The following is an 18,505-nucleotide window of genomic DNA, read 5'->3' as shown; positions in this document are numbered from 1 at the left end:
CAGGGAAAGGAACGAGCCGGCTACGAAACTGCTGTCTGTCGCCAAGCCGGCAAACCATCGATCAACTCTTGACTTCGAGATCTCAATTATCTGTAAGTGATCGAAAAGGAGTGGGATCAATCCTAGGAAATGACAAGACAAACGTCGTGCCAGAATGATTGGCCCGTTGGCTGCTGCGAACCTTGATTGAACCACCATTTCTGAGGATGAGATCTCGGCTAATCCAAAGTCCCAGCCCGGTTCCGCCGATTCCTTTGGTGGAAAAAAACGGTTCGAAGAGCCGTTCAAGAGTCGGCTGATCCATCCCGGTGCCGGTGTCTGCCACAACGATTCTGAACGACTTAACTCCCGACCGATCAAGCTCACGACAGCGAATAGTTATTTTTCCCCCGGATCGCATCGCGTCGAAGGCGTTGGATATTAAGTTGAGAAGAACTTGCCTCAGGTCGTTCTCATAGCAGAGCAATGGGCCACAATCGGAACTTTCGTCCACGATCTGAATTCCTGAGTTCTGGAGTCTTCCTCTGTAGACGCCTAACACTCCTTTGACGACCATGGATAGATCGACCTCGATTTGATCGGTGCTCTGCTTATGGAACCGAAGCGTGTAATTGGCTATCTGCGATACCCGCGCTAGTTCTTCTTCGGCCGTCTGGACTAGTTGTTTCGTATCCTCGTCAGTGATACGCGAGTTCAGGATGTAAAGCAGGTTCGTCACTGCTTCGAGCGGGTTGTTGATCTCGTGCGCGATGGAACTGGCGAGACGGCCCACAGAAGCGAGTTTCTCAGCTTGCAACAGATTTCTCTCCGCTACTTTCTGCTTTGTCATATCGCGAATGATCGCGGAAAAGCCTACGAGAGTTCCAGGAGCTTCCAAATGCGGGGTGAGGCTAACGGAAACATCGACCGGCTGCTCCTGTTTGGTCTTGCCGACCGTCTCAAGGTTGACGTCCTTTCCACGCTTCAATTCCGAAAACGTACCCAACTCTTGGAAAGCGTCCCCCGCAAAGAGCAGGCTGAATGGGTTCCCGACAGCTTCAGAGGTGGCGTAACCGAAGATCTGTTGTGCTCCCGTGTTCCACGACTCGATCCTCGCATCCGCGCTCAGGCGCACGATGGCATCCGATGAGCGCCTTACAACCTCCGCCAGTTGCTCGGCTTCTTTTCGTGAGCGCAGGAGTTCCGCCTCGTAGCGGTGACGCTGGCGAGCAGCAAACACCGCAAGAAATACACGAGGTTCTCGGTCGGCATCGGGCCGACGAAGGACAGCGTTGACGAACACGGGGACTCGCTCGCCGCTCGACCGCAGCAATTCAAATGAGATTTCTTCAAGACCGCCGCGTAGAAGGAGGCTGGGCGAAAACTGAGTCTCGTAAAAAAGTGCCGATCCTCGGGTCAGCAGCTCCTGGATGCGCATCCCGAGAAGTGCAGATTGATCTCGGTCCACGATCTGAGCAAAAGCAGAGTTCGCTGCCGCGATTTGCCCGTCCGCAGCGACTTCAAGCAGCCCACATGCTGCGTTGTCAAGCGGGTTCTCGTTTGGCATGTCGTACTTGTCCCGAGCCGCGGTCTACTGCTGGAGGAATGCCTGCAGCTCTCGAACGACCTCTTTCGGAGAACTAATATGGGGGCAATGCCCAGTTGCGTCCAGGACCACGAATTGGCTATTCGGCAAGCACTTGTGTACGTACTCGCCTACCACCATGCCAGCGATCGCGTCATGCTGACACTGCAAAACGAGGGTCTTCACTGTAATACCTACAAGATCGGCGCGGTTGTCGGATAGGAACGTGACCTTGGCGAAGTGATTTGCCAGAAACGGGTCCATTCGGCAGAAGCTAGCCTCAAGCTCATTCGAAAACTCGGAATTCGGGGGATACCCCATGATAACAGGCGCCATGGTGGCTGACCAAGCTACGTGATTGCTTTCAAGCGTCTGGAGTAACCCTTCGATGTCGGCTCGATCAAAACCTCCGACATAGTCGTCGCTGTTGATGTAACAAGCCGACGGCCCAATCATCGTGATGGTCTTGAACAGATCTGGCCGCTCCAGAAAAGCCAATGCGCCGATCATTGAACTCACCGAATGGCCCACGAAGTGAACATTCTTGAGTTCAAGTTCATCCAGAATTTCGTTGATGTCCTGCCCATACCCGCGTAGGGTACTGTAGCGATTTCGGTCAAACTCGGAAACTTCAGACAGCCCCGACCCAACGTAATCAAACAGGACAATTTTGTATTTGTCCTCAAAGGCAGGTGTGACGTGACGCCACATGCTCTGGTCGCAGCCGTAGCCATGAGCGAAGACTAGAGTTTCTTCGCCTGAACCGAATACCTTGACGTTGTTGCGCTGGAGTGCTTTCAGGACGCCCTGCCTTTCCTTTTCAGTATCTCAGACAGGAACTCACATAGAAGTTTTTCCCTGAATTTGGAAGTTGGAACCCCGCAGGGTGCCAGTGGCGAAGCCGCCAAAAGGGGAAAAGTGCAGGGAGGGGGACGAGGCTGTTACGAAACAGGTTCGTAAAACGACTCATTGGGCCGGTCAGTCGTCTTTGACGAAAAGCTTTTAGAGACATCGAGCAAAAGCGCCACTTGATGGGAGAGACGCTTCAACTCGACTTCGGCTTGCACAAGGTGCTCGTCAATATTCTCCTTGCCCTGCCGTGCGAGGAAGATTGTGTTCGTAAGGCTTTGCAAAGGGTTGTTGATCCGATGCGCCAGTTTGTGAGCCATGTCCGCCACACTCCGGTTGCACGCTGCCTCCCGGAGCAGCTTCTCCTGGTGCTGATGTTGCAAGATGAGTGAGGCAAAATCCGCGAGGCTCCCCAGTAGCTCGTAATCTTCAGAACAAAATGCTTCCTCAGACGAATGAGAGACGCTCCATAAGGTACCGCGCAACTGCTCACTTGACCACGGAATCAGCATCCCGTCGATGATTGGTTCAGCTGTCACACCCAGATGGTCGTAGTAGGGCTTGGTCACGCGGTATAGTTGCGCCCGACCCGAGTCGAGGCAGGTTCCGCAAGGACTGTAATTTCTGGGGGTGCGACCTCCCAGATAAGGCGCGAAACTGCCTGCGACCACGATCCATTTGAATGTTCTGTTCTCGGGTTCTTCAAGCGAGATGCCGGCACTGTCCGCTCCGCAAAACTCTACGGCTATGTTCACCAGATCCTGCAATACCGATTCAGGATTGAGGGTAAACGCGCGCGACAGGCGCCGTAGCGCCACAGACTCTGCGTTCGGCTGACGAGGCTCTTTGCACGTAAGGGAAAGGCGGGATCTGATAGCAGATCCCGGAGACTCATACCTGTGTCGGATGGACCGGTTGCTGTCTGCATTGGGAGATCACCGGGGAAAGCTCGATACTACGTCCGAAGCTCCGATTCCGCGAAAACGGAATATCGACTTCAGAGTTGGGGTCGTCGGCGTGTCGGTCTGAGAAGTCGGAGCCGATCCGTTGTCAGTTTCAGATGAGCGCTCGGAAGCTCGCATCTTTCCGTTCAACATTTCTACATTGTCGGCCTGAGGGCCTTTATCACCCTGAATAATATCGAAGGTCACTCCATCGCCCTCTTTCAGAGTCTTGTAGCCCTCGGTCTGGATCGAGCTGTAGTGGACAAAGACGTCGGCCCCACCGTCGTGCCCTAGAAATCCGTAGCCCTTCGCGTTGTTGAACCATTTCACCGTGCCCGTGTACTGTGCCATCTCGTCACCTCGATTCTGCTGACTCCACGCTTGTTCGTTGAGGTCATCTATAGCGTCATCTATAAATCAGCTTCCTCGCGCATTCCAACTTCGGCTGGCGGGGTCAGTTGTAACCGCCGCGCGGAGCTCGGCTGTAGAGGCCCGAATAGAGCTCTTTTGCGACTTGATAGCAGTCGCAAGCCGCTTCTTCAAGTCCTTGCCGGTCAATGATCTTGATTCTCCCGCGTTGGTAGTCAATGAGGCCTTTTGCCTGTAACGCCCCCGCAGCTGTTCCCACGGTAGTTCGGCGAGATCCGAGCATCATTCCAAGGAACTCCTGGGTAAGGCCCAAGACATCACTTTGGGAGCAGTCTTGAACCATCAGGAGCCACCGAGCTAAACGCTCTTCTGCCTCATGGAGTCGATGGCATCCAGCAACCTGACTGAGAATCATCATCTGCTCCTGCAAGAACTCTAGGAGACGTTCTCGAATCTCAGGCGACACGACAAATGCTTTTCGCAGTTCCGAAATAGGGATGCGGAGAGCAGAGCCCGCCAACTGCATGAAGCATCGAGTCGGGGCAAGGGCGGGCCCCATCAATTGCACGCTGCCGATGACGCCTTCACGTCCGATGACGCCGACCTCCGCCGTGGCACCGTCTGGCATGGCTGTCACAACCGACGCCATCCCAGAGGTTATGAAGTACGCATATGGCGGGTTTTCCTGCGCCTCATAGAGGACGGTGCTCAAGGGAAGATCCACAGGAATCGAGTGCTTAAGCAGGGATTGACTGCTCTCCTCAGAAAGAGAGGTGAGAAATAAGCTGACGGCGGTGGTAGGCATGATGCCCCCTTGCTCATTCGCAAGGGACGGCCGTCTGGGAGACGGCAAGCAGTCACGTTTGATTGTATGGAACGGGTTGAACACTGCTCCAGTACTCAAGCATACGCGTTTAAAACGACTGTGATGCCTATTGGGCATAGATTGACGAAACAGTCTTTTAGAATTCGAGCGACTGGAGAACACTGTGAACTCGGGACCCGCATCACCTATGTCCTTCTGCATTCTCGTTTACGGCAGCGATCAACTCTTGCTGAACACTCGCACGATGGTTCTGGAGAAGGCCGGCTATGCGGTCTTAACTGCTATCGAAGCCTCGGATGTGGAGAGGATCATTCTCAGCCAGAAGATTTCACTACTTGTCCTTTGCCACACCCTTTCGTCCGAAAAGTGTGAAGCCGCACTCGAATTAGCAGAGAGCAGACGTCCTGTGATTCGAAGTCTCGTGCTGACGGCGGGCATGACCCCCTGCTCTGAGCGTGCGCACGACGCTATTCTGAGCGCCTTCGATGGTCCTCGAAGACTTGTGGAGACGGTGGAGAAGCTCTTTCAGACCATTCCTGCTGCAATTTGAGGTTGATTCCGGTCACTTCGAGGCATCGGCGGTGCTCCTTATGCCCAATAGGCGACATAGTGTGCACTCATGGCATCACAGTTAACGACTTCGTGCATCAACCTGACTGAGTCCACTGGTCTGTGGGTATACCCCGATCGCAACGCCGAACTAGGCGTTCTCTCCAGAACAAACACTTTTGGAGACAGAGATGGGCTCGAACACCTGGCCGGACACCCCAACAGAACTTGAAGAAGTACAAGAAGCACTTCGGGTCTCCGAAGGGCACTTGGCTGTCGCAACCGAGGCACTGCGAAAAGCGGAAGAGCGTGCAGTTGCCGGTCGTCTCGCCCTAGAGGTCATGCACGAGGTCAAGAATCCTTTGGAGGCTCTCGGACACTTGACCTATCTGGCCCTCCAGGAAGCGGATGACCCCGCCAAGGTTCGGATGTATTTGCTCCAGGCAGAGGAGCAGATGGAGAACTTGAGTCACGTTGCTAAGCAGACGCTTGGGTTTTCTCAGAGATCGGACAAGCCTCGTCCAGTTGACTTGGTAGCTATCGCCGAAGCGGCGATCCGCATCCATCAGCGCGTGATCGAGGAGAAGCGAATCCATCTTGTGAAAGACCTACCCGAAGGTGCAGTGGCTGAGGTCTTTACTGGTGAAATGCTTCAGGTCGTTTCGAATCTCATCGTCAATGCCTTGGAGGCGTTGCCGGCCGAGGGTATCCTTCGACTCCGGGTAAGAAAGCGAAAGAATGAAATCGACTTCGTGATCGCCGACAACGGCCATGGAATTGAGATTCGGCACCAAGATGCCCTTTTCCAACCGTTCTTCACAACGAAGGCAGACAAAGGAACCGGTCTAGGTTTGGCACTATCGAAGCGCATTATTGAGCGTCACAATGGGCGGATTCGGGTACGCAGCAGCATCCGCCCAGGTAAAAGCGGTACAGCATTCAAAATCTCATTACCGCTGAGGTAATCTGAGTCGCTGCCTCCCAATCATCTATCCTAGGCATAGCCGACATGATGCCTACATTCGCGCTGCTTAGCGCACTTGTCTCAATCGGTGCTCTTTTCAGCTTCCTCAGTTATCGGGTACTTCGCTTACCAACGAGCATCGGAACGATGATCTTGTCGTTGGTCGCTGCCTGTGTCCTTATTTTGGGCAGCCACACTGTTCCGGCACTTCAGGCGAGCGCTCATCTGTTGGTGGGCGGGATTGATTTCAATCAAGTAGTTCTTCACGGCATGCTGGCGTTTCTCCTGTTCGCCGGGGCGCTGCAGCTTGATCTCAAACAGCTCGGACGAGAACGAGTCTCCGTGCTTAGCCTTTCAATTTTCGCGACCGCGCTCTCGACGGTAATTGTGGAATTCCTCTTCAAAACGGTTCTGCATCTGGTTGGCATTCCGATCAGTTGGACTGAGGCTCTCCTCTTTGGAGCCTTGATTTCACCCACCGATCCCATTGCCGTACTGGAGATGCTTCAGCGTGTCGGCGCTCCGCCCGAACCAAAATTCAGCTTGCGGGTGAGTCATTGTTTAATGACGGAGTTGGCGCCGTGATTTTCTTAGCACTTTTAGGGACGGCGGTGAAGGGCTCCGGGCACGGCAGTCTGCCTTCCCCCCTGACGTTCGGCGCCCTGCTGCTCCTGGAGGCGGGGGGCGGAATCGCGATGGGTGTTGCCCTCGGATACCTTACCTACAGACTTATCCGAATGGTCGACAGTTATCGGGTAGAGGTGATGCTCACGCTTGCTCTGGCAATGGGAGGTTACGTCCTGGCCGACAAACTCCATCTTTCGGCCCCTCTTGAGGCTGTTGCCGCTGGGCTAATGGTCAGCGGGACCGCGCGACGCTTCGCCATGTCACCAACCACGCGGGACCACCTTGAGAAGTTCTGGGAATTGATTGACGACATTATGAATGTCGTACTTTTTCTGCTGCTGGGATTACAGCTACTTATACTTCCGCTCAGCTTCTCGCTGCTGACAGGTGGTCTGATCGCAATTCCCATCGTGCTCATTGCACGTTTCGCCAGCGTAACGGCGGTGGTCCGCACACTGGCCGTTTGTCGTCAGAGAGTGACTGGCAATGTGACGGTACTGACCTGGGGAGGGCTTCGAGGAGCGCTGGCAGTTGCTCTTGCCCTATCGCTTCCGCAGGAGCCTGCGGGAGAACGCAACTTACTGTTGGCCGCGACCTACATCACTGTAGTGTTTTCTATTGTGGTTCAGGGTCTGACGATCTCACCTATGCTGCGGCGAATGCAGGGACGTTTAGGCAACGTCTCGTGCTGAACATCACGATCTGCTCAGACTGCGAATCGGACGGTGAATGGAAGTAACGATGCTTCTCGCTCGGCTTTAGGAACCAAAGCCGTCGCTCGGGTCGCTGACAAATGGATTGGCCGGATCTTCTTAACCGTATACATATAGTGCAGAGCCGACCCGAACCGTTGGGCCGCTAGAGGTCTGTCATCGACGTAGCGCTCTTACGGGGCCTAAAGGGTACCCGGATCGAGATAGGTCTTGCAACAATGGCCTATTACCTCAAACGAATCGTGCAGGTTGCTGGGTTCCGTCCCTGATCGGGTCGATCCAGAAGTCCTGAACGCCCAATTCAGAATCTATACACACATCGCACCTCAACGGCTGTCACTTGCCGCGCAAGCTTCAGCGAGTTTGGTAACAGCCTCGGAACGTCGTCCTGCCGCGCAGCCGGCGAGCGGGGGCCGGTAGCGAAGCGGGATGAGGGGCCGGGAGAAACCGAAGGGGTGTCTCCCGGCGCGTTTGTTCGCCGTGTTGGGACAAAAATCGGTCCCGGACGAATCCGGGGCCAGAATTGAAAAGGTCTAAGCTGCTTTCTTTCGGGATGTCTCCTTCTTCGGTGAACCCTTGACGGCTGTTGGCTTCGGCTTATTGGAACCTTCGGCCTTGGCTTTCACGGCCTTGGGCTTCTTCGGTGCGAACACCTGTTCGGCCTCTGTAAGCAGGTCCGGCTGGTTCTGTTGGGGGATTCCGATGTGGTCAGAGAGGACGAGGCGCAGGGCGAGGCTGGTTAGTTTCTCGTCTGCCGTAACGTCCAATGCGGCCAACACGATCTCATCATCCGACTGTTGCACGTTCTCATCGCCGTTTGCGAAGTGAGTCGCCACTTCCTCAAGGAAGCTGTAGTCAAGGTGGATGAGCAAGCGAAGGAAGACGCGCATCTGTGCTGGATTGAACGATGGTGACGCTTCTTCGATAATGCGCTCGAAGGTGGCAACTCGCGTCTTGTGGAGCTTTTCGTGTCGGGTTTGCTCGGCCTCATATTCCTTTTGCTGTCGCTCGAACTCCGCTTTGCGCTGCTCCTCTTTACGCTCCTGCTCGGCGTTGTACTCCGCCATGCGCTGTTCATTGTCGGCTTCGCGTTTGGCTGCTTCCCCTTCCGTCTCGGCCACCGGCGCGGGTGCCATCGTCGGGACGGGATGGGCGGCTGCATCGGCTGCGGCTTGTGGGTCGTGCACGGCGCAATGCTTGTCCGTGCAAACGGTGAGCTTGCGACCAAGCTGCTTGCCGTAAACTACGATGGCAGGTTTGGCGGCTTCGCACGGCATCACTGGTTCCGCGTCCGGGTTGTCGATCACTGACTCGATCTCTCGAACGTGGCCGCGCTGGACGGCTCCCGGTCGCTGCTCTTTGGGATTGCGCCAGCCGTTCTCGATCTGGACGAGGCCGGGATGGGCTGCAATCTCCCGGTCAAGGAACGCCTCAACCTTGCTGTGGTAGCAGCTTGAATCGAGGCATTGGTCACCCAGAACGTCACAAAAAAGTGACGTGTTATATCCGCTGCGGCGTGGGCAGGTGACGCAAGCTCCGGCGGTGGGGTTGAGAGTTGGGTCTTCGCGGTCGAACGGAGCATCCGCGAGAGACAGATAGAGGTTGGCCTGTATCCACGCGGCAAGGTACTTGGCGGGTAACAGATGCGTCTCTTTGTCCTGCCAGTCCTTCCGCCAGCACTGCTCGTAGGCGTTTGCCTGTACGTCCTGGGGAAGACGGGCGATGAGGTTGGCGTGGCTGGCGGTAATCCGTTCTTGGGTGAACGCCTCCGCCACAGTGGGGATGAGTTGTAAGAGGGACAGACGGGCGTAGATGTGGCTTGCGCTCTTGCCGGATTTCTCGACCAACGCGGCAACGTCGTAGCCGGGGATGTCGAGCAAACGCTGGAAGCCCTGCCCCTCCTCGTAAGGGTGAACGTCTACCCTCTGACTGTTCTCCACTAGCTGCCATTCGAGAGCCTGTGCGTCGTCGATCTCGACGATACGGGCGGGAATGGAGAAAAGCTCCGCGATCTGCGCTGCACGGAAGCGTCTTGCTCCCGCAACGATCTCGAAGCCTTCGTTGTTGGGTCGAACTGTGATGGGTTGGATGAGGCCGTTGTGCTTGATTGACTCGGCGAGTTCCTTGAGCTTGCCTTCATCGAACGTGCGGCGGGGGTTCGTGGTGGACTCGTGGATGGTGTCGATGGCGAGGAATTGGAATGCGCTGCTATCTTGCATGGTTGCTCTCCTTGAACGGTTGCACTGCGTTGGGTGTTTTGGAGCGGACGCGCTTCCCATCCGCTCCGGGCGGGAAAGGGTTAGGCGCGTGGGGTCTGCTGCTGCTCAAAGGCTTCGGCGAAGCCCTGCAATCGCAGGTTGTTGTCCCACACCTTGGCGAATCGCTCATGCTGCTGGTGCAAGCTGACGAGGTAAACGTAGTGGTCGCGGACGATATTGCGGCTCCACTGCTCCACGCCTACATAGTCGTTCCGGTAATAGAAGGCGTTCAGGTGTGGCCCGTCCGCGAATCCAAGCTCGAAACACATCTCCGGGTCGCGCATGAGGTCGCCATTCTGTTCGCCGTAGTGACAGACAGAGATTGCAGGTAGACCGCATGGGCCGGACTCGTCGGTGGCCTCGATGACCAACGCCATATAAGGCGGGTTCTCGATCTTGAGGTACAGGCCGTGGTGCCAACCTCCGGCCTGTTTGAGGATGCGAAGAATGGTCTGCATTACGCCACCTTCGCCAGTTCTGCATCGGGCATCACTGCCTGTTCTGCGGTGGGCGGCTGCAAGGCTGCGAGGATGACGCCGGAGGTCTGCTGGATAACCTCCAAGCTCTCGGCCAAGAGTGAGGCGTTGCCATGATAGAGATTGATGTAGTCGGCGCTCGCCGTTCCGGTTTCAAGTCCTACGGCCTTGCCAATGACAAAGGCGATGGCCTCGGCCTCCGTCTCCCGCACTACCTTGGTCGTGGTCGTCCTGCGCTCGGCCTTGTGCAACATCTCGTGTGCGAGTTCATGGACAAGGGTGCTGAACTCCTCGGCCTCGGACTGGCCGGGAAGAATGGCGATTTTTCCGCCATAGCTCATGCCCAAAGCAGGGGCGATCTTCTCGGTAAAGACAAGCTCGATACCTTGATGCTTGATGAACGAAACGAGACGGTCGCGGTTCTCGCCTACCGTGCCGGTCATCTCCCGTAGCGTTGGAAGCTCTGTGCCTTCGGTCTGCTCCACGTCAAAGACGTAAGCATTGCGAAAGCCAACCAAAACGCGCGTGTTCTGCTTGGTGATGTCCTTCTCCGCTTCCACGTCCTTCTTGCGCTTGATGCCGACGATGGGCGCGAGAATCCGAATCCCTTTCTCGCCTTTCTTCACCTTGCGGCCTAGCTGGTTCCATGCGTATAGGCCAGCAACGCGGGTTGCGGTCGGTCGCTGCCGTGCAATCTCCAGAATGTTTCCGAAGCTGTAGTTGTGAAAGCGGCTCATCGCGTCCAGATAGGCGGTGAGTGCATCCGAGTGTCCAGCTTCAAGCTGTTCGATAAGGCTCTTGACGTTGGCGGCAATGATGTCTTTGGCGGTCTGCCGTTGCTGCGGCTGTTTAGGGGTTTCGCTGGTGGCGGTAACGGTGCTGGTGGTGTTCATGGGTGCTTCCTCCTTGGGTTTGGCTGCTGCACGTCCGCGTTGAAACGCGGCATGTACATGCCGAACGCCACCTGGCGAAGGCGGGGGTAGCAAGGCGCAAGGGGAGGGGTCTCCCCACCCTTGAAGAGGAAGCGGAACGCTGGAGCGGAAAGGGCGGAGCGCAGCGGAGGTCTGCACAAGCGAAGCGCGGAAGATTGGGGATACCCTTGCGCCGCGCGATCGGGGCGGAGCCCCTTAGCGCACGGTCTGAGCACCGTTCTTGATCGCGAAGCAGACGTTTATAGGGTGGGCGTTGCGGGCGGGAAAGGCCCGCAGAGGTGGAAGCGGAAGATGCGAAGCGGCTGCAGCGTGGAGGAGACTTCCTCCCGCAAATTCAAGAGAAAATCGGTACCCGGCAGCCATTGCCATCCACAGCCGTATGACCGAAGATGGATGAGGAACGGTGACGCGCCGTTCTGGGGTGTGGAAACCCCTTCAAACCGAACGTGTGCCTTATGGCGCACGAAGCTTCCCTACCTTACCTGACACTGCGCTCGCTTTGATTCGGAATCGAAGACTTCCTGTGGTGCACGGCCCTGATCTGTGCCAGCGGTGGTGATTGACAAGCGCCGAGTGCATTACTGCTGGATCATGATTACCCCATCGCGTAATGGAATGCGGCGATTCACTACTCAGGGCGACAGCCATTCAGCTGTTTCCCTGATTCAGGCGCTCATATCAATGCTGTGCTCGGGGAGGCTGCCAGCCTAAGACGGGGCCAACATGTACAGTAATGCCGTAAGCGTAAGATTCCTGGCGGTATGGTGCGCCCCGATAAAGAATCGCGTCGCATTTCTCGGCGAGCAACCGATAGATGCTGTTGTCAGTCCCGCAACTGTAGAGGAGAGCCACGCCGAAACGGATCTCTCCGTGAGTGGCTATTACCGTCATATACAGAGCCTCATCATCTGGTTCAGCTACTGCGACGCTCCAACCGGCGTCGCGAAGTGGTCGGACCAAGTCATTCATACACTCTTCCGAGAGTAGGGCGGAACGAAGTGTGACACCATTATCGGTCGGCATTTCTGGAACCAACCGACCATACTTCTGGTAGCGGTCTTGTTCTATCAGCTTCAGCTTCATCTGCGTGTCAGCTTGAAAAAGAGCTTGCTGCCAGAGAAGCATACTGTCGTCATTCATGGCGGGGAGCGAGAATGAGACTGAATGGCTGGCGTCATACCATGATTCGATTGCCGCCAGAGTGGTAAGTGCTACTAACAGACGCGTGAAATTGGCAGGCTGCTGCCATGAGGAGGCCGTTCCATGTGCAAACATGTGTCTGTTAAGCCAAGTCAGGCCTCGATACGAAGTCGTTTTACAGAAGAAGAAGTCCTTCAGCCACCTGCGGAAAGTCTCAAAGGCAAAGACACGTTCGTCTTGTCCCAATAGATAGTCGACGGTCTTGTAATCATCCGCCACCCACATTCCCTCGAAGTGGAGTTCGGCGGCGGTTCGGATGGCTTGGTTTATGGCGTGGTCAATCTTATCCGCCGCAGACGCAGCCGGGTCCAGATCGGAAACGATTCTGGTCAGACTTCCTTCTATCGCCGGGATCAGCGCGGCAATACTCGAAGCTCTATATCCGCTGTAGACACCCAGATAAGCTTCTCGCGCGAGCGGAACAATCTCTTGCAGACTCCTTGCGAGAGGCATGATTTGGGCAATACATACGGCTTGGAATGGAAGCGTGTAGAGGGTTGAGGTGTGATAGTCGAAAAGCTCTATCGCCCTGTCAGCTGTCGCATGTCTGACTGAGGACAGCAGTTCATGTATCTTGCCCATCGGCAGCCATAGCGGAACAAACCATTCCACCTTTCGCCATAGAAGCGCCTCATCCTCCTTTGCCCTCCGCCGGATGTCCCAAGCTCCGTCTCCTGTCGAGCCCACTGTAGGAAAGCAGGCCTTTCCGCCATCGACCTGTAACACGATGCTCGGAGTTGGCTGGAACGGACCGATTCCACGCAGACTCGCTACCGGATTCGCTAGCCCTCTCTCGGTAGCCCAATTCGTTACGAGTTCCGGCGTTAGGTCTCCAAGTGATGGCTGATTCAGCGCTCGCAGCCATATCCCTTTAAATTTGCTATTTAGGTCAGACGACATGGTTCTCCCGAGGGGAATACAACCCGCACCTTCAATTATCCGACGCATCCTTCCTGCATCCGCGATTTGTAGGTGAGGGCCCGTTTCGAGCGAGCAGCAAGGGTGCGGGAAAGTCCTGCGATAGGGTCTAATGGATTCTTGCGGCGAGTTCAGATCCAACGTCCAGGGATGAATACGAGATGACGAATCCAGCCTCCAGCGGTGGTGCAGGGACGCATTTTGAGGCAAAGGTCGGCGCAAGCTACCTTCTTTCGATGCTGCTAGAAGTTGACGCCCGTGGTTTGCCTGGCTGCCATATCGAATCAGTGAGCCTCCAGCGAAGTCAAGAGGGTCATCCGCTAGATGACATCGTCATCCGGGGCGTTCACCAAGCTGGTAGTGCCGCGACCTTGGAAATTCAGGTGAAACGGACGCTGACGTTTACCGCTTCCGATAGAGAATTTCGTGAAGTCGTGAGACAAATCGGCGCGGCGGCGTCTGTTGAAGGTTTCTGGGCGCAGTCTAGCCAACTTGGTATCGCGATTGCCCGGACAACGCAAAGCACGGAACCTTTCTATCAGGATGTGCTGAGCTGGGCCAGACAGTTGGAAGGAGCGAAGATTTTCCATGAGCGACTGAACCGAACTGGAACAGCGAATCCCGCCATGCGGAATTTCGTCTCAGTTTTTCGGGCGAATCTGGAAGCGGGCGGTTTTGACCACGACGATGAAGCAGTATGGAAGCTCTTGAGACGACTACAGATTCTCGTCTTCGATTTTGAATCGCCCGCAGCTCCGACAACCGAATTGATGCGAGAGCGTGCTTTCCGCGCTTTAGCGGGCGGCAGTTCTGCGGAGGCTACGAAACTGTGGTCTCATCTGGTTACTTTGATCGAGTCATTGGCTGAGGTTGGCGGGAGCAAAACCCGACCAGAACTGGCAGCCGACCTGCATATGTTTCAACTCGCAGGAAGCAAAACCAACAGACGTGCCCTGGCGACACTCTTCGAAGAGACGGAGTTGGCTATCACCGGCTTCGATGAAAACGTAGGTGGCGTGAGTCTTCTGCGCCAAGCGCGGGTCGCAGCAGTTCAGGAAGCGATGGAAACGTCGCGTTACGTTGAAATCCGTGGCGAGGCAGGCGTAGGCAAGTCTGGACTGCTTCGGAGGATTGCGGATGCCTCATCGGTTCAAGCGCGGCCCTTGGTTCTAAGCCCGAATCGCGTGGTTGGGCGAGGTTGGATGGCAATCAAAGCCCTGACAGGATACGACGGGGATGGCCATGATCTGATGAACGAGCTTTCTCTCAGCGGAATGGAGGCTCTGTTTATCGACAACCTTGACTTTTACAGCCCTGAAGAGCGAGTGACGGTAGGCGATCTAGTTAGCTTCGCCGCACGACACCCTACAATGCGAGTGGTCGTTACCGCGCGCCCTGAGTTCGGTAAAGTCGAACCGGTTTGGTTGCCGAAGGACGTGTTAATTCGCCTAGGTGCTCCGGTTTCTCTGATCCTAGACGAACTCAGCCTCGAAGAAGTGGAGGAGCTGCGTTCCAGTGCTCCAAGACTCGCTTCGCTGCTTTCAGAGAACCACCCAGCACGCCAGATTGTAAGGAACCTTTTCCGGCTTTCTCGACTTGCCGCCGGAGGAGACAACGATGCTTGGCCAGCAACGGAAGCCGAGATGGCAAGGAAATGGTGGGAACTTGCCGACGGGAAAGTAGACACGCAGCTTCGTGATCGCTCTCGGCTCCTCATCAAACTTGCACGACACGCTCTTGTATCCACGGAATTATTCGATGGATCAAAGTATAGTGCGGAGGTCATCGACGCGCTGAAGAGGAGCGGAGCGATACGTGAGTTTGGCCGGGATCAGCTCGCGTTTGGGCACGATGTGCTGCGCGAGTGGGCGTTTGCGAATCTCTTTTTTGAAGAACGAGGATTCGCTGCTGTTCCGGATCTCAAGGAGCGAGCTTCTCCCGATCTTGCTCGTGGTGCAGAACTGGCCGCTAGGCTGGCTCTTGATGCGCCTGAGGGAGTGCAACGTTGGCGACAACTTGTTGCTTCTCTCGATGGATCACATGAAACGTGGCGCAGAGCGGTCGTGCTTGCTCTCATTCGCTCCGAAGACGCAACCAAGCTCTTGATGCTCGCCGGCCCTCTTATGCTGGCCGACAATGCGGCTCTCTTTAAGGAATTAGTGCGATACACGATGGCGGTGGAGTTTGAGTCAGCAACGCGGCGGTTGCAGGGGTCGAGCATCGACGTGACCAAGATCCCCGATAGCTGGAAAGTTCCACGCAATAGTTCGGCCGCCCATCTCGTCATGTGGTCGCTCGTCATGGCGGAACAGATGCCCGTGAGCGCACTTCCCGAAGTCGTCAAACTTTACGGGGCTTATACGATGGGAACCCTCGGTGGCGACGGATTGACGAAGCTGATTCTTCCGGCACTGTTCGGGTGGTTGACATCAATCGAGGCTGACTACGAAGCCGACCCGTATGAATCCTCAGAGCGTGTCATCGCCGGAAAGCTTGAGAAGTCCCTGCTCAAAATCATGGAAGAGGAGTGCCGCACAACTTTCCTTTTCTTTTGCCAGCACACGCCCGAGCTTGCGGCGCGGTACCTCCAATCGTTCAAAGGAAAGAAAAATAGCCAAGAGTTGCGGATTGAAATCCTCAAGCTCAAGGGTTCGCTTGCTCAGGCTGCCCCGAAGGATCTCGTAGATTTTGCTATAGACACCTTCATCAAGCAGGAACCTAGACGGCGCCGAGATCGATACGATGCGGTGCCGGACCGTCCTTTCGAGTACGCCGACATCAGGTTTCTTCCATCGAGCCCATCTCAGGGGCCTTTCCTGAATTTGTTGATTAATGCACCAGAGGAAGGATTGCGTCTCGTGCGCGATATGGTCCGATACGCAGTTCGCTTCGAACGAGGCGAAGAACCGGATGATCGGGCTGTTGTGCTCGTTCGAGGAGGCAAGTCGGTAACATTTGGGTGGCCGGCTTTCTACATGTGGTCGCGTGAGTATGGAAATGCTCCCAGTCTGGTTGTGTCGGCGCTAATGGCATTGGAGGCATGGGGTCACCGCAGGATTGAGGCCGGAGACAGCGTGGAAGTTGTAGTGTCCGATATTGTGGACGAACCATCGTGTTCCACGGCAGTCCTGCTTATCGCAGTGGACATGCTGATCTCACATTGGCCTCAATCCGCAGACGCAGCACTTCCATTTGTCGGATGTCCTGAGTTGCTCTGCATGGAGATCGGACGCCCAGGACGCGAAAACGTTGAGTTTCCGGATTACTTCGGTCTGAAAGACTTGCAGAAAGAGCCTGCGGGGCCGGCCACTCTGGAAAGTCTTAAGCAGAAAACGTCAAGGAAGGCGAGTCTCTATGACTTGCTGCCTCAGATTGCTTTCGGGCCGCCGGAGAGACGTGAGAATGTTCAAGGTCTCCTTCATAGCGCGAGTGAACGCTTGGGAAAGCCAGAGAAGCATTCTGATCTTGGAGATCCGCGGATGATGGCGTTGCACGCTCTCAATCTTCTGGACAAAGAGAACTGGACGGAGGTTATTGGGGCCGACGGCAAACTCACAGGGCAGCTCCAATACAAGGCACCCGAGTCCGAAGAGAATCAGATGGAGCCGATTCGACAGCAAGCCGCGCCGCATATGGAGGAGAGCTCTCTCAGAATGGCGATTCTGAACGAGCTTTTCGCGAAGCCGGATACAAGCCAAGAGTTTCTGTCCCAGGCTCTGAAGTGGGCGAAGAAGCATCAAGATGTGTTCGACAATAGGCCGGAGTACGACACAGGTGGCGAATTTCTGACAATGTCGGAAGCGGTTGTCTCTACCGCGACGCTCTTTGCACGCGGTGCTTCCATAGAGCTTCTGAAGGAGGAAGGTTCTTGGGTGCGTGCCATCTTCGAGCGGGTTTACGAGGGCACCGTCGATCCTGTCTTCTTGCATCGTGACGGCTTAAGATTCAACCCTCCAGCCATTGCATTCGTGGGGCAAGTACTTTTGCTCCAGCGCTCTCGTCTTGCTGGAGACGAGGAACGATTGCTTCGCTTTTCATGTGCTTCCGGTTATGGAGCTGCGCACGGCTATGGTGCGACCTTGCGCCTCATTCAGCAGGTCGATGTCAGACTCGTTGCCTCAATAATGCGGTGTGCTTTCGAGGGGGCGATTAGGCCTAATAACCCATGGAATGCCTCGGAAAAGGATAAGGCCCTGCGGAACAGTCTCCTTGAAGCCCGAATTTCGGAACGAGTCAAGAATGAGTTGGACTGGCTGAATGGCCAGGGCATTGAACCTACTTGGCCAGCGCTTCCGATCAAGCGTGCAAAACTTAGACCGCCACTCAGGATACCCAAGGGCACCCAAAGGCCCGAGGTCACCGAAGCCGCCGAGCCACCATTGAAGCATGTCCGCTTCGATTATCAGCGTGCTGCGCTTTGGCTTCGGCACTGCCGCATACTACTCGATAGCAGTCCGACTTCATGGCTGACTGACATGGTCGAAGCGTATTTGCCTTGGACACAGCAGGCAAATGGACACGGCGGCGACAAAAAAGAACGATTCGAACGAGGTCCTTCCGAGTGGAACGCAGTCTACTTCGAAGTTGCGGCCAGATGTATGAGGCATATGGAAGAGGGAGCGTTCGAACAGCGACTCCGCGATTTCTTCAGCGAGCTTCCGGACGAACCCCTGATGGACACGGTGACGCCGTTTCTGCGCAGCGCCGACGTGGGATACCTCGATTTTCACAATCTGTCTATAGATCAACTGACGCGAATTCGCGCTTTCGTCATTGAACAACTGCAATCGACACGGATGTTCTCTTGGAACAAGGACAGAGAGGAAACAAGCGTCACGTCTGATATCGCGCCCGCTTTCGCGGCGGTGTGTTTCAACATTTATAACGGAGGATTTGCTCCCACAAAATGCTTTGTTCCCCCCAATCTCATCCCGCACACCGACCCCTTCTTGCAACTCCTCGAAGACTTCATCGTGGTCTGCCGTTCCCCTTTCGTGACTTTTCTATACTTGAACTTCTTCGAGGTAGCACCTCATGAGAAGCAAATACCCTGTGTTGTGGGCTGTGCAGAGAAGTGGATTGACAGTTTTCCCGAAAGCAACCAGTTTTGGGTGGAATGGGGCGTTGGAAGGCGCATCAGTGCGGTCCTTACCGCGATTGTAAAAGATGCCCCAAGAGCTTTCGATGCAGAAGCAGTGCGATCTCGAGTCGACCGTCTCCTCGGTAGACTCGTGGGACTTGGTGTCAATGAGGCACACGAGATGGAGCGTTTGCTGTACAGAGGTGGTAGTTAATTATGGTTCCTCGCGCATCAAT

General features: G+C 55.5%; 13 protein-coding genes and 1 pseudogene. 5 read left to right on the top strand and 9 right to left on the bottom strand.

Going from position 1 to position 18,505, the window contains the following annotated elements; genetic code table 11:
* Positions 1–82: 82 nt before the first annotated feature.
* The 5 genes and pseudogenes from RBB76_RS20395 to RBB76_RS20375 all read right to left on the bottom strand — a co-directional run bounded on the left by RBB76_RS20395 (position 83) and on the right by RBB76_RS20375 (position 4,531).
* Positions 83–1,546: an ATP-binding protein gene (locus tag RBB76_RS20395; RefSeq protein WP_429629537.1), complete on the bottom strand. Its 1,464-nt coding sequence runs from the start codon at positions 1,544–1,546 to the stop codon at positions 83–85.
* Positions 1,547–1,570: 24 nt separating this feature from the next.
* The gene (locus tag RBB76_RS20390; RefSeq protein ID WP_429629654.1) at positions 1,571–2,365 is read right to left on the bottom strand and encodes an alpha/beta fold hydrolase; all 795 of its coding nucleotides are present in this window, start codon (positions 2,363–2,365) and stop codon (positions 1,571–1,573) included.
* 140 nt (positions 2,366–2,505) lie between these two features.
* Positions 2,506–3,231 carry a GAF domain-containing protein gene (locus tag RBB76_RS20385; protein WP_429629536.1) on the bottom strand — a complete coding sequence of 242 codons (726 nt, stop codon included), beginning with the start codon at positions 3,229–3,231 and terminating at the stop codon, positions 2,506–2,508.
* A 282-nt stretch (positions 3,232–3,513) separates the two neighbouring features.
* Positions 3,514–3,708 (bottom strand): annotated as a pseudogene (locus RBB76_RS20380) (cold-shock protein); the annotation flags it as partial.
* Positions 3,709–3,811: 103 nt separating this feature from the next.
* Positions 3,812–4,531, bottom strand: a complete 720-nt coding sequence (locus RBB76_RS20375) for a Crp/Fnr family transcriptional regulator (RefSeq protein WP_429629535.1) — start codon at positions 4,529–4,531, stop codon at positions 3,812–3,814.
* A 184-nt stretch (positions 4,532–4,715) separates the two neighbouring features.
* Here RBB76_RS20375 and RBB76_RS20370 point away from each other — a divergent pair, with 184 nt between their 5' ends.
* From RBB76_RS20370 to RBB76_RS20355, 4 genes are all read left to right on the top strand, one after another.
* A complete protein-coding gene (locus RBB76_RS20370; RefSeq protein ID WP_429629534.1) occupies positions 4,716–5,102 on the top strand; it encodes a hypothetical protein in 387 nt (128 codons plus the stop codon).
* Positions 5,103–5,292: 190 nt separating this feature from the next.
* Positions 5,293–6,066 carry a sensor histidine kinase gene (locus RBB76_RS20365; protein ID WP_429629533.1) on the top strand — a complete coding sequence of 258 codons (774 nt, stop codon included), beginning with the start codon at positions 5,293–5,295 and terminating at the stop codon, positions 6,064–6,066.
* A 44-nt stretch (positions 6,067–6,110) separates the two neighbouring features.
* Positions 6,111–6,650: a cation:proton antiporter domain-containing protein gene (locus RBB76_RS20360; protein WP_429629532.1), complete on the top strand. Its 540-nt coding sequence runs from the start codon at positions 6,111–6,113 to the stop codon at positions 6,648–6,650.
* Entirely contained in the window at positions 6,647–7,384 is a 738-nt protein-coding gene (locus tag RBB76_RS20355; RefSeq protein WP_429629531.1) for a cation:proton antiporter domain-containing protein, read from the top strand. Before RBB76_RS20360 ends, RBB76_RS20355 begins: the two co-directional genes overlap by 4 nt.
* A gap of 554 nt (positions 7,385–7,938) precedes the next feature.
* Here RBB76_RS20355 and RBB76_RS20350 read toward each other — a convergent pair.
* The 4 genes from RBB76_RS20350 to RBB76_RS20335 form a co-directional block, all read right to left on the bottom strand.
* Positions 7,939–9,624 (bottom strand): ParB/RepB/Spo0J family partition protein, encoded by a 1,686-nt coding sequence (locus RBB76_RS20350; protein ID WP_429629530.1) that lies wholly within the window; start codon positions 9,622–9,624, stop codon positions 7,939–7,941.
* Between the two features lie 80 nt (positions 9,625–9,704).
* Positions 9,705–10,121, bottom strand: a complete 417-nt coding sequence (locus RBB76_RS20345) for a DUF6908 domain-containing protein (protein WP_429629529.1) — start codon at positions 10,119–10,121, stop codon at positions 9,705–9,707.
* The gene (locus RBB76_RS20340) at positions 10,121–11,032 is read right to left on the bottom strand and encodes an ArdC family protein (RefSeq protein WP_429629528.1); all 912 of its coding nucleotides are present in this window, start codon (positions 11,030–11,032) and stop codon (positions 10,121–10,123) included. Before RBB76_RS20340 ends, RBB76_RS20345 begins: the two co-directional genes overlap by 1 nt.
* A gap of 717 nt (positions 11,033–11,749) precedes the next feature.
* Positions 11,750–12,883: a hypothetical protein gene (locus RBB76_RS20335; RefSeq protein WP_429629527.1), complete on the bottom strand. Its 1,134-nt coding sequence runs from the start codon at positions 12,881–12,883 to the stop codon at positions 11,750–11,752.
* Between the two features lie 467 nt (positions 12,884–13,350).
* Between RBB76_RS20335 and RBB76_RS20330 the strand changes: the two genes are divergently transcribed.
* Entirely contained in the window at positions 13,351–18,483 is a 5,133-nt protein-coding gene (locus RBB76_RS20330) for a hypothetical protein (protein ID WP_429629526.1), read from the top strand.
* The last annotated feature ends 22 nt before the right edge of the window (positions 18,484–18,505 follow it).

The sequence above is a fragment of the Tunturiibacter psychrotolerans genome (genome assembly GCF_051013365.1).
GTDB lineage: Bacteria > Acidobacteriota > Terriglobia > Terriglobales > Acidobacteriaceae > Edaphobacter > Edaphobacter psychrotolerans_A.
Note: the sequence above shows the minus strand (reverse complement) of the source record. Positions and strands in the feature narration are given on the sequence as shown.

Coding starts and splice junctions, on each gene's coding strand:
- RBB76_RS20395 (WP_429629537.1), bottom strand. CDS start 1,546: ATGCCAAACGAGAACCCGCTTGACAACGCAGCATGTGGGCTGCTTGAA.
- RBB76_RS20360 (WP_429629532.1), top strand. CDS start 6,111: ATGATGCCTACATTCGCGCTGCTTAGCGCACTTGTCTCAATCGGTGCT.
- RBB76_RS20340 (WP_429629528.1), bottom strand. CDS start 11,032: ATGAACACCACCAGCACCGTTACCGCCACCAGCGAAACCCCTAAACAG.
- RBB76_RS20365 (WP_429629533.1), top strand. CDS start 5,293: ATGGGCTCGAACACCTGGCCGGACACCCCAACAGAACTTGAAGAAGTA.
- RBB76_RS20345 (WP_429629529.1), bottom strand. CDS start 10,121: ATGCAGACCATTCTTCGCATCCTCAAACAGGCCGGAGGTTGGCACCAC.
- RBB76_RS20330 (WP_429629526.1), top strand. CDS start 13,351: ATGACGAATCCAGCCTCCAGCGGTGGTGCAGGGACGCATTTTGAGGCA.
- RBB76_RS20375 (WP_429629535.1), bottom strand. CDS start 4,531: ATGCCTACCACCGCCGTCAGCTTATTTCTCACCTCTCTTTCTGAGGAG.
- RBB76_RS20350 (WP_429629530.1), bottom strand. CDS start 9,624: ATGCAAGATAGCAGCGCATTCCAATTCCTCGCCATCGACACCATCCAC.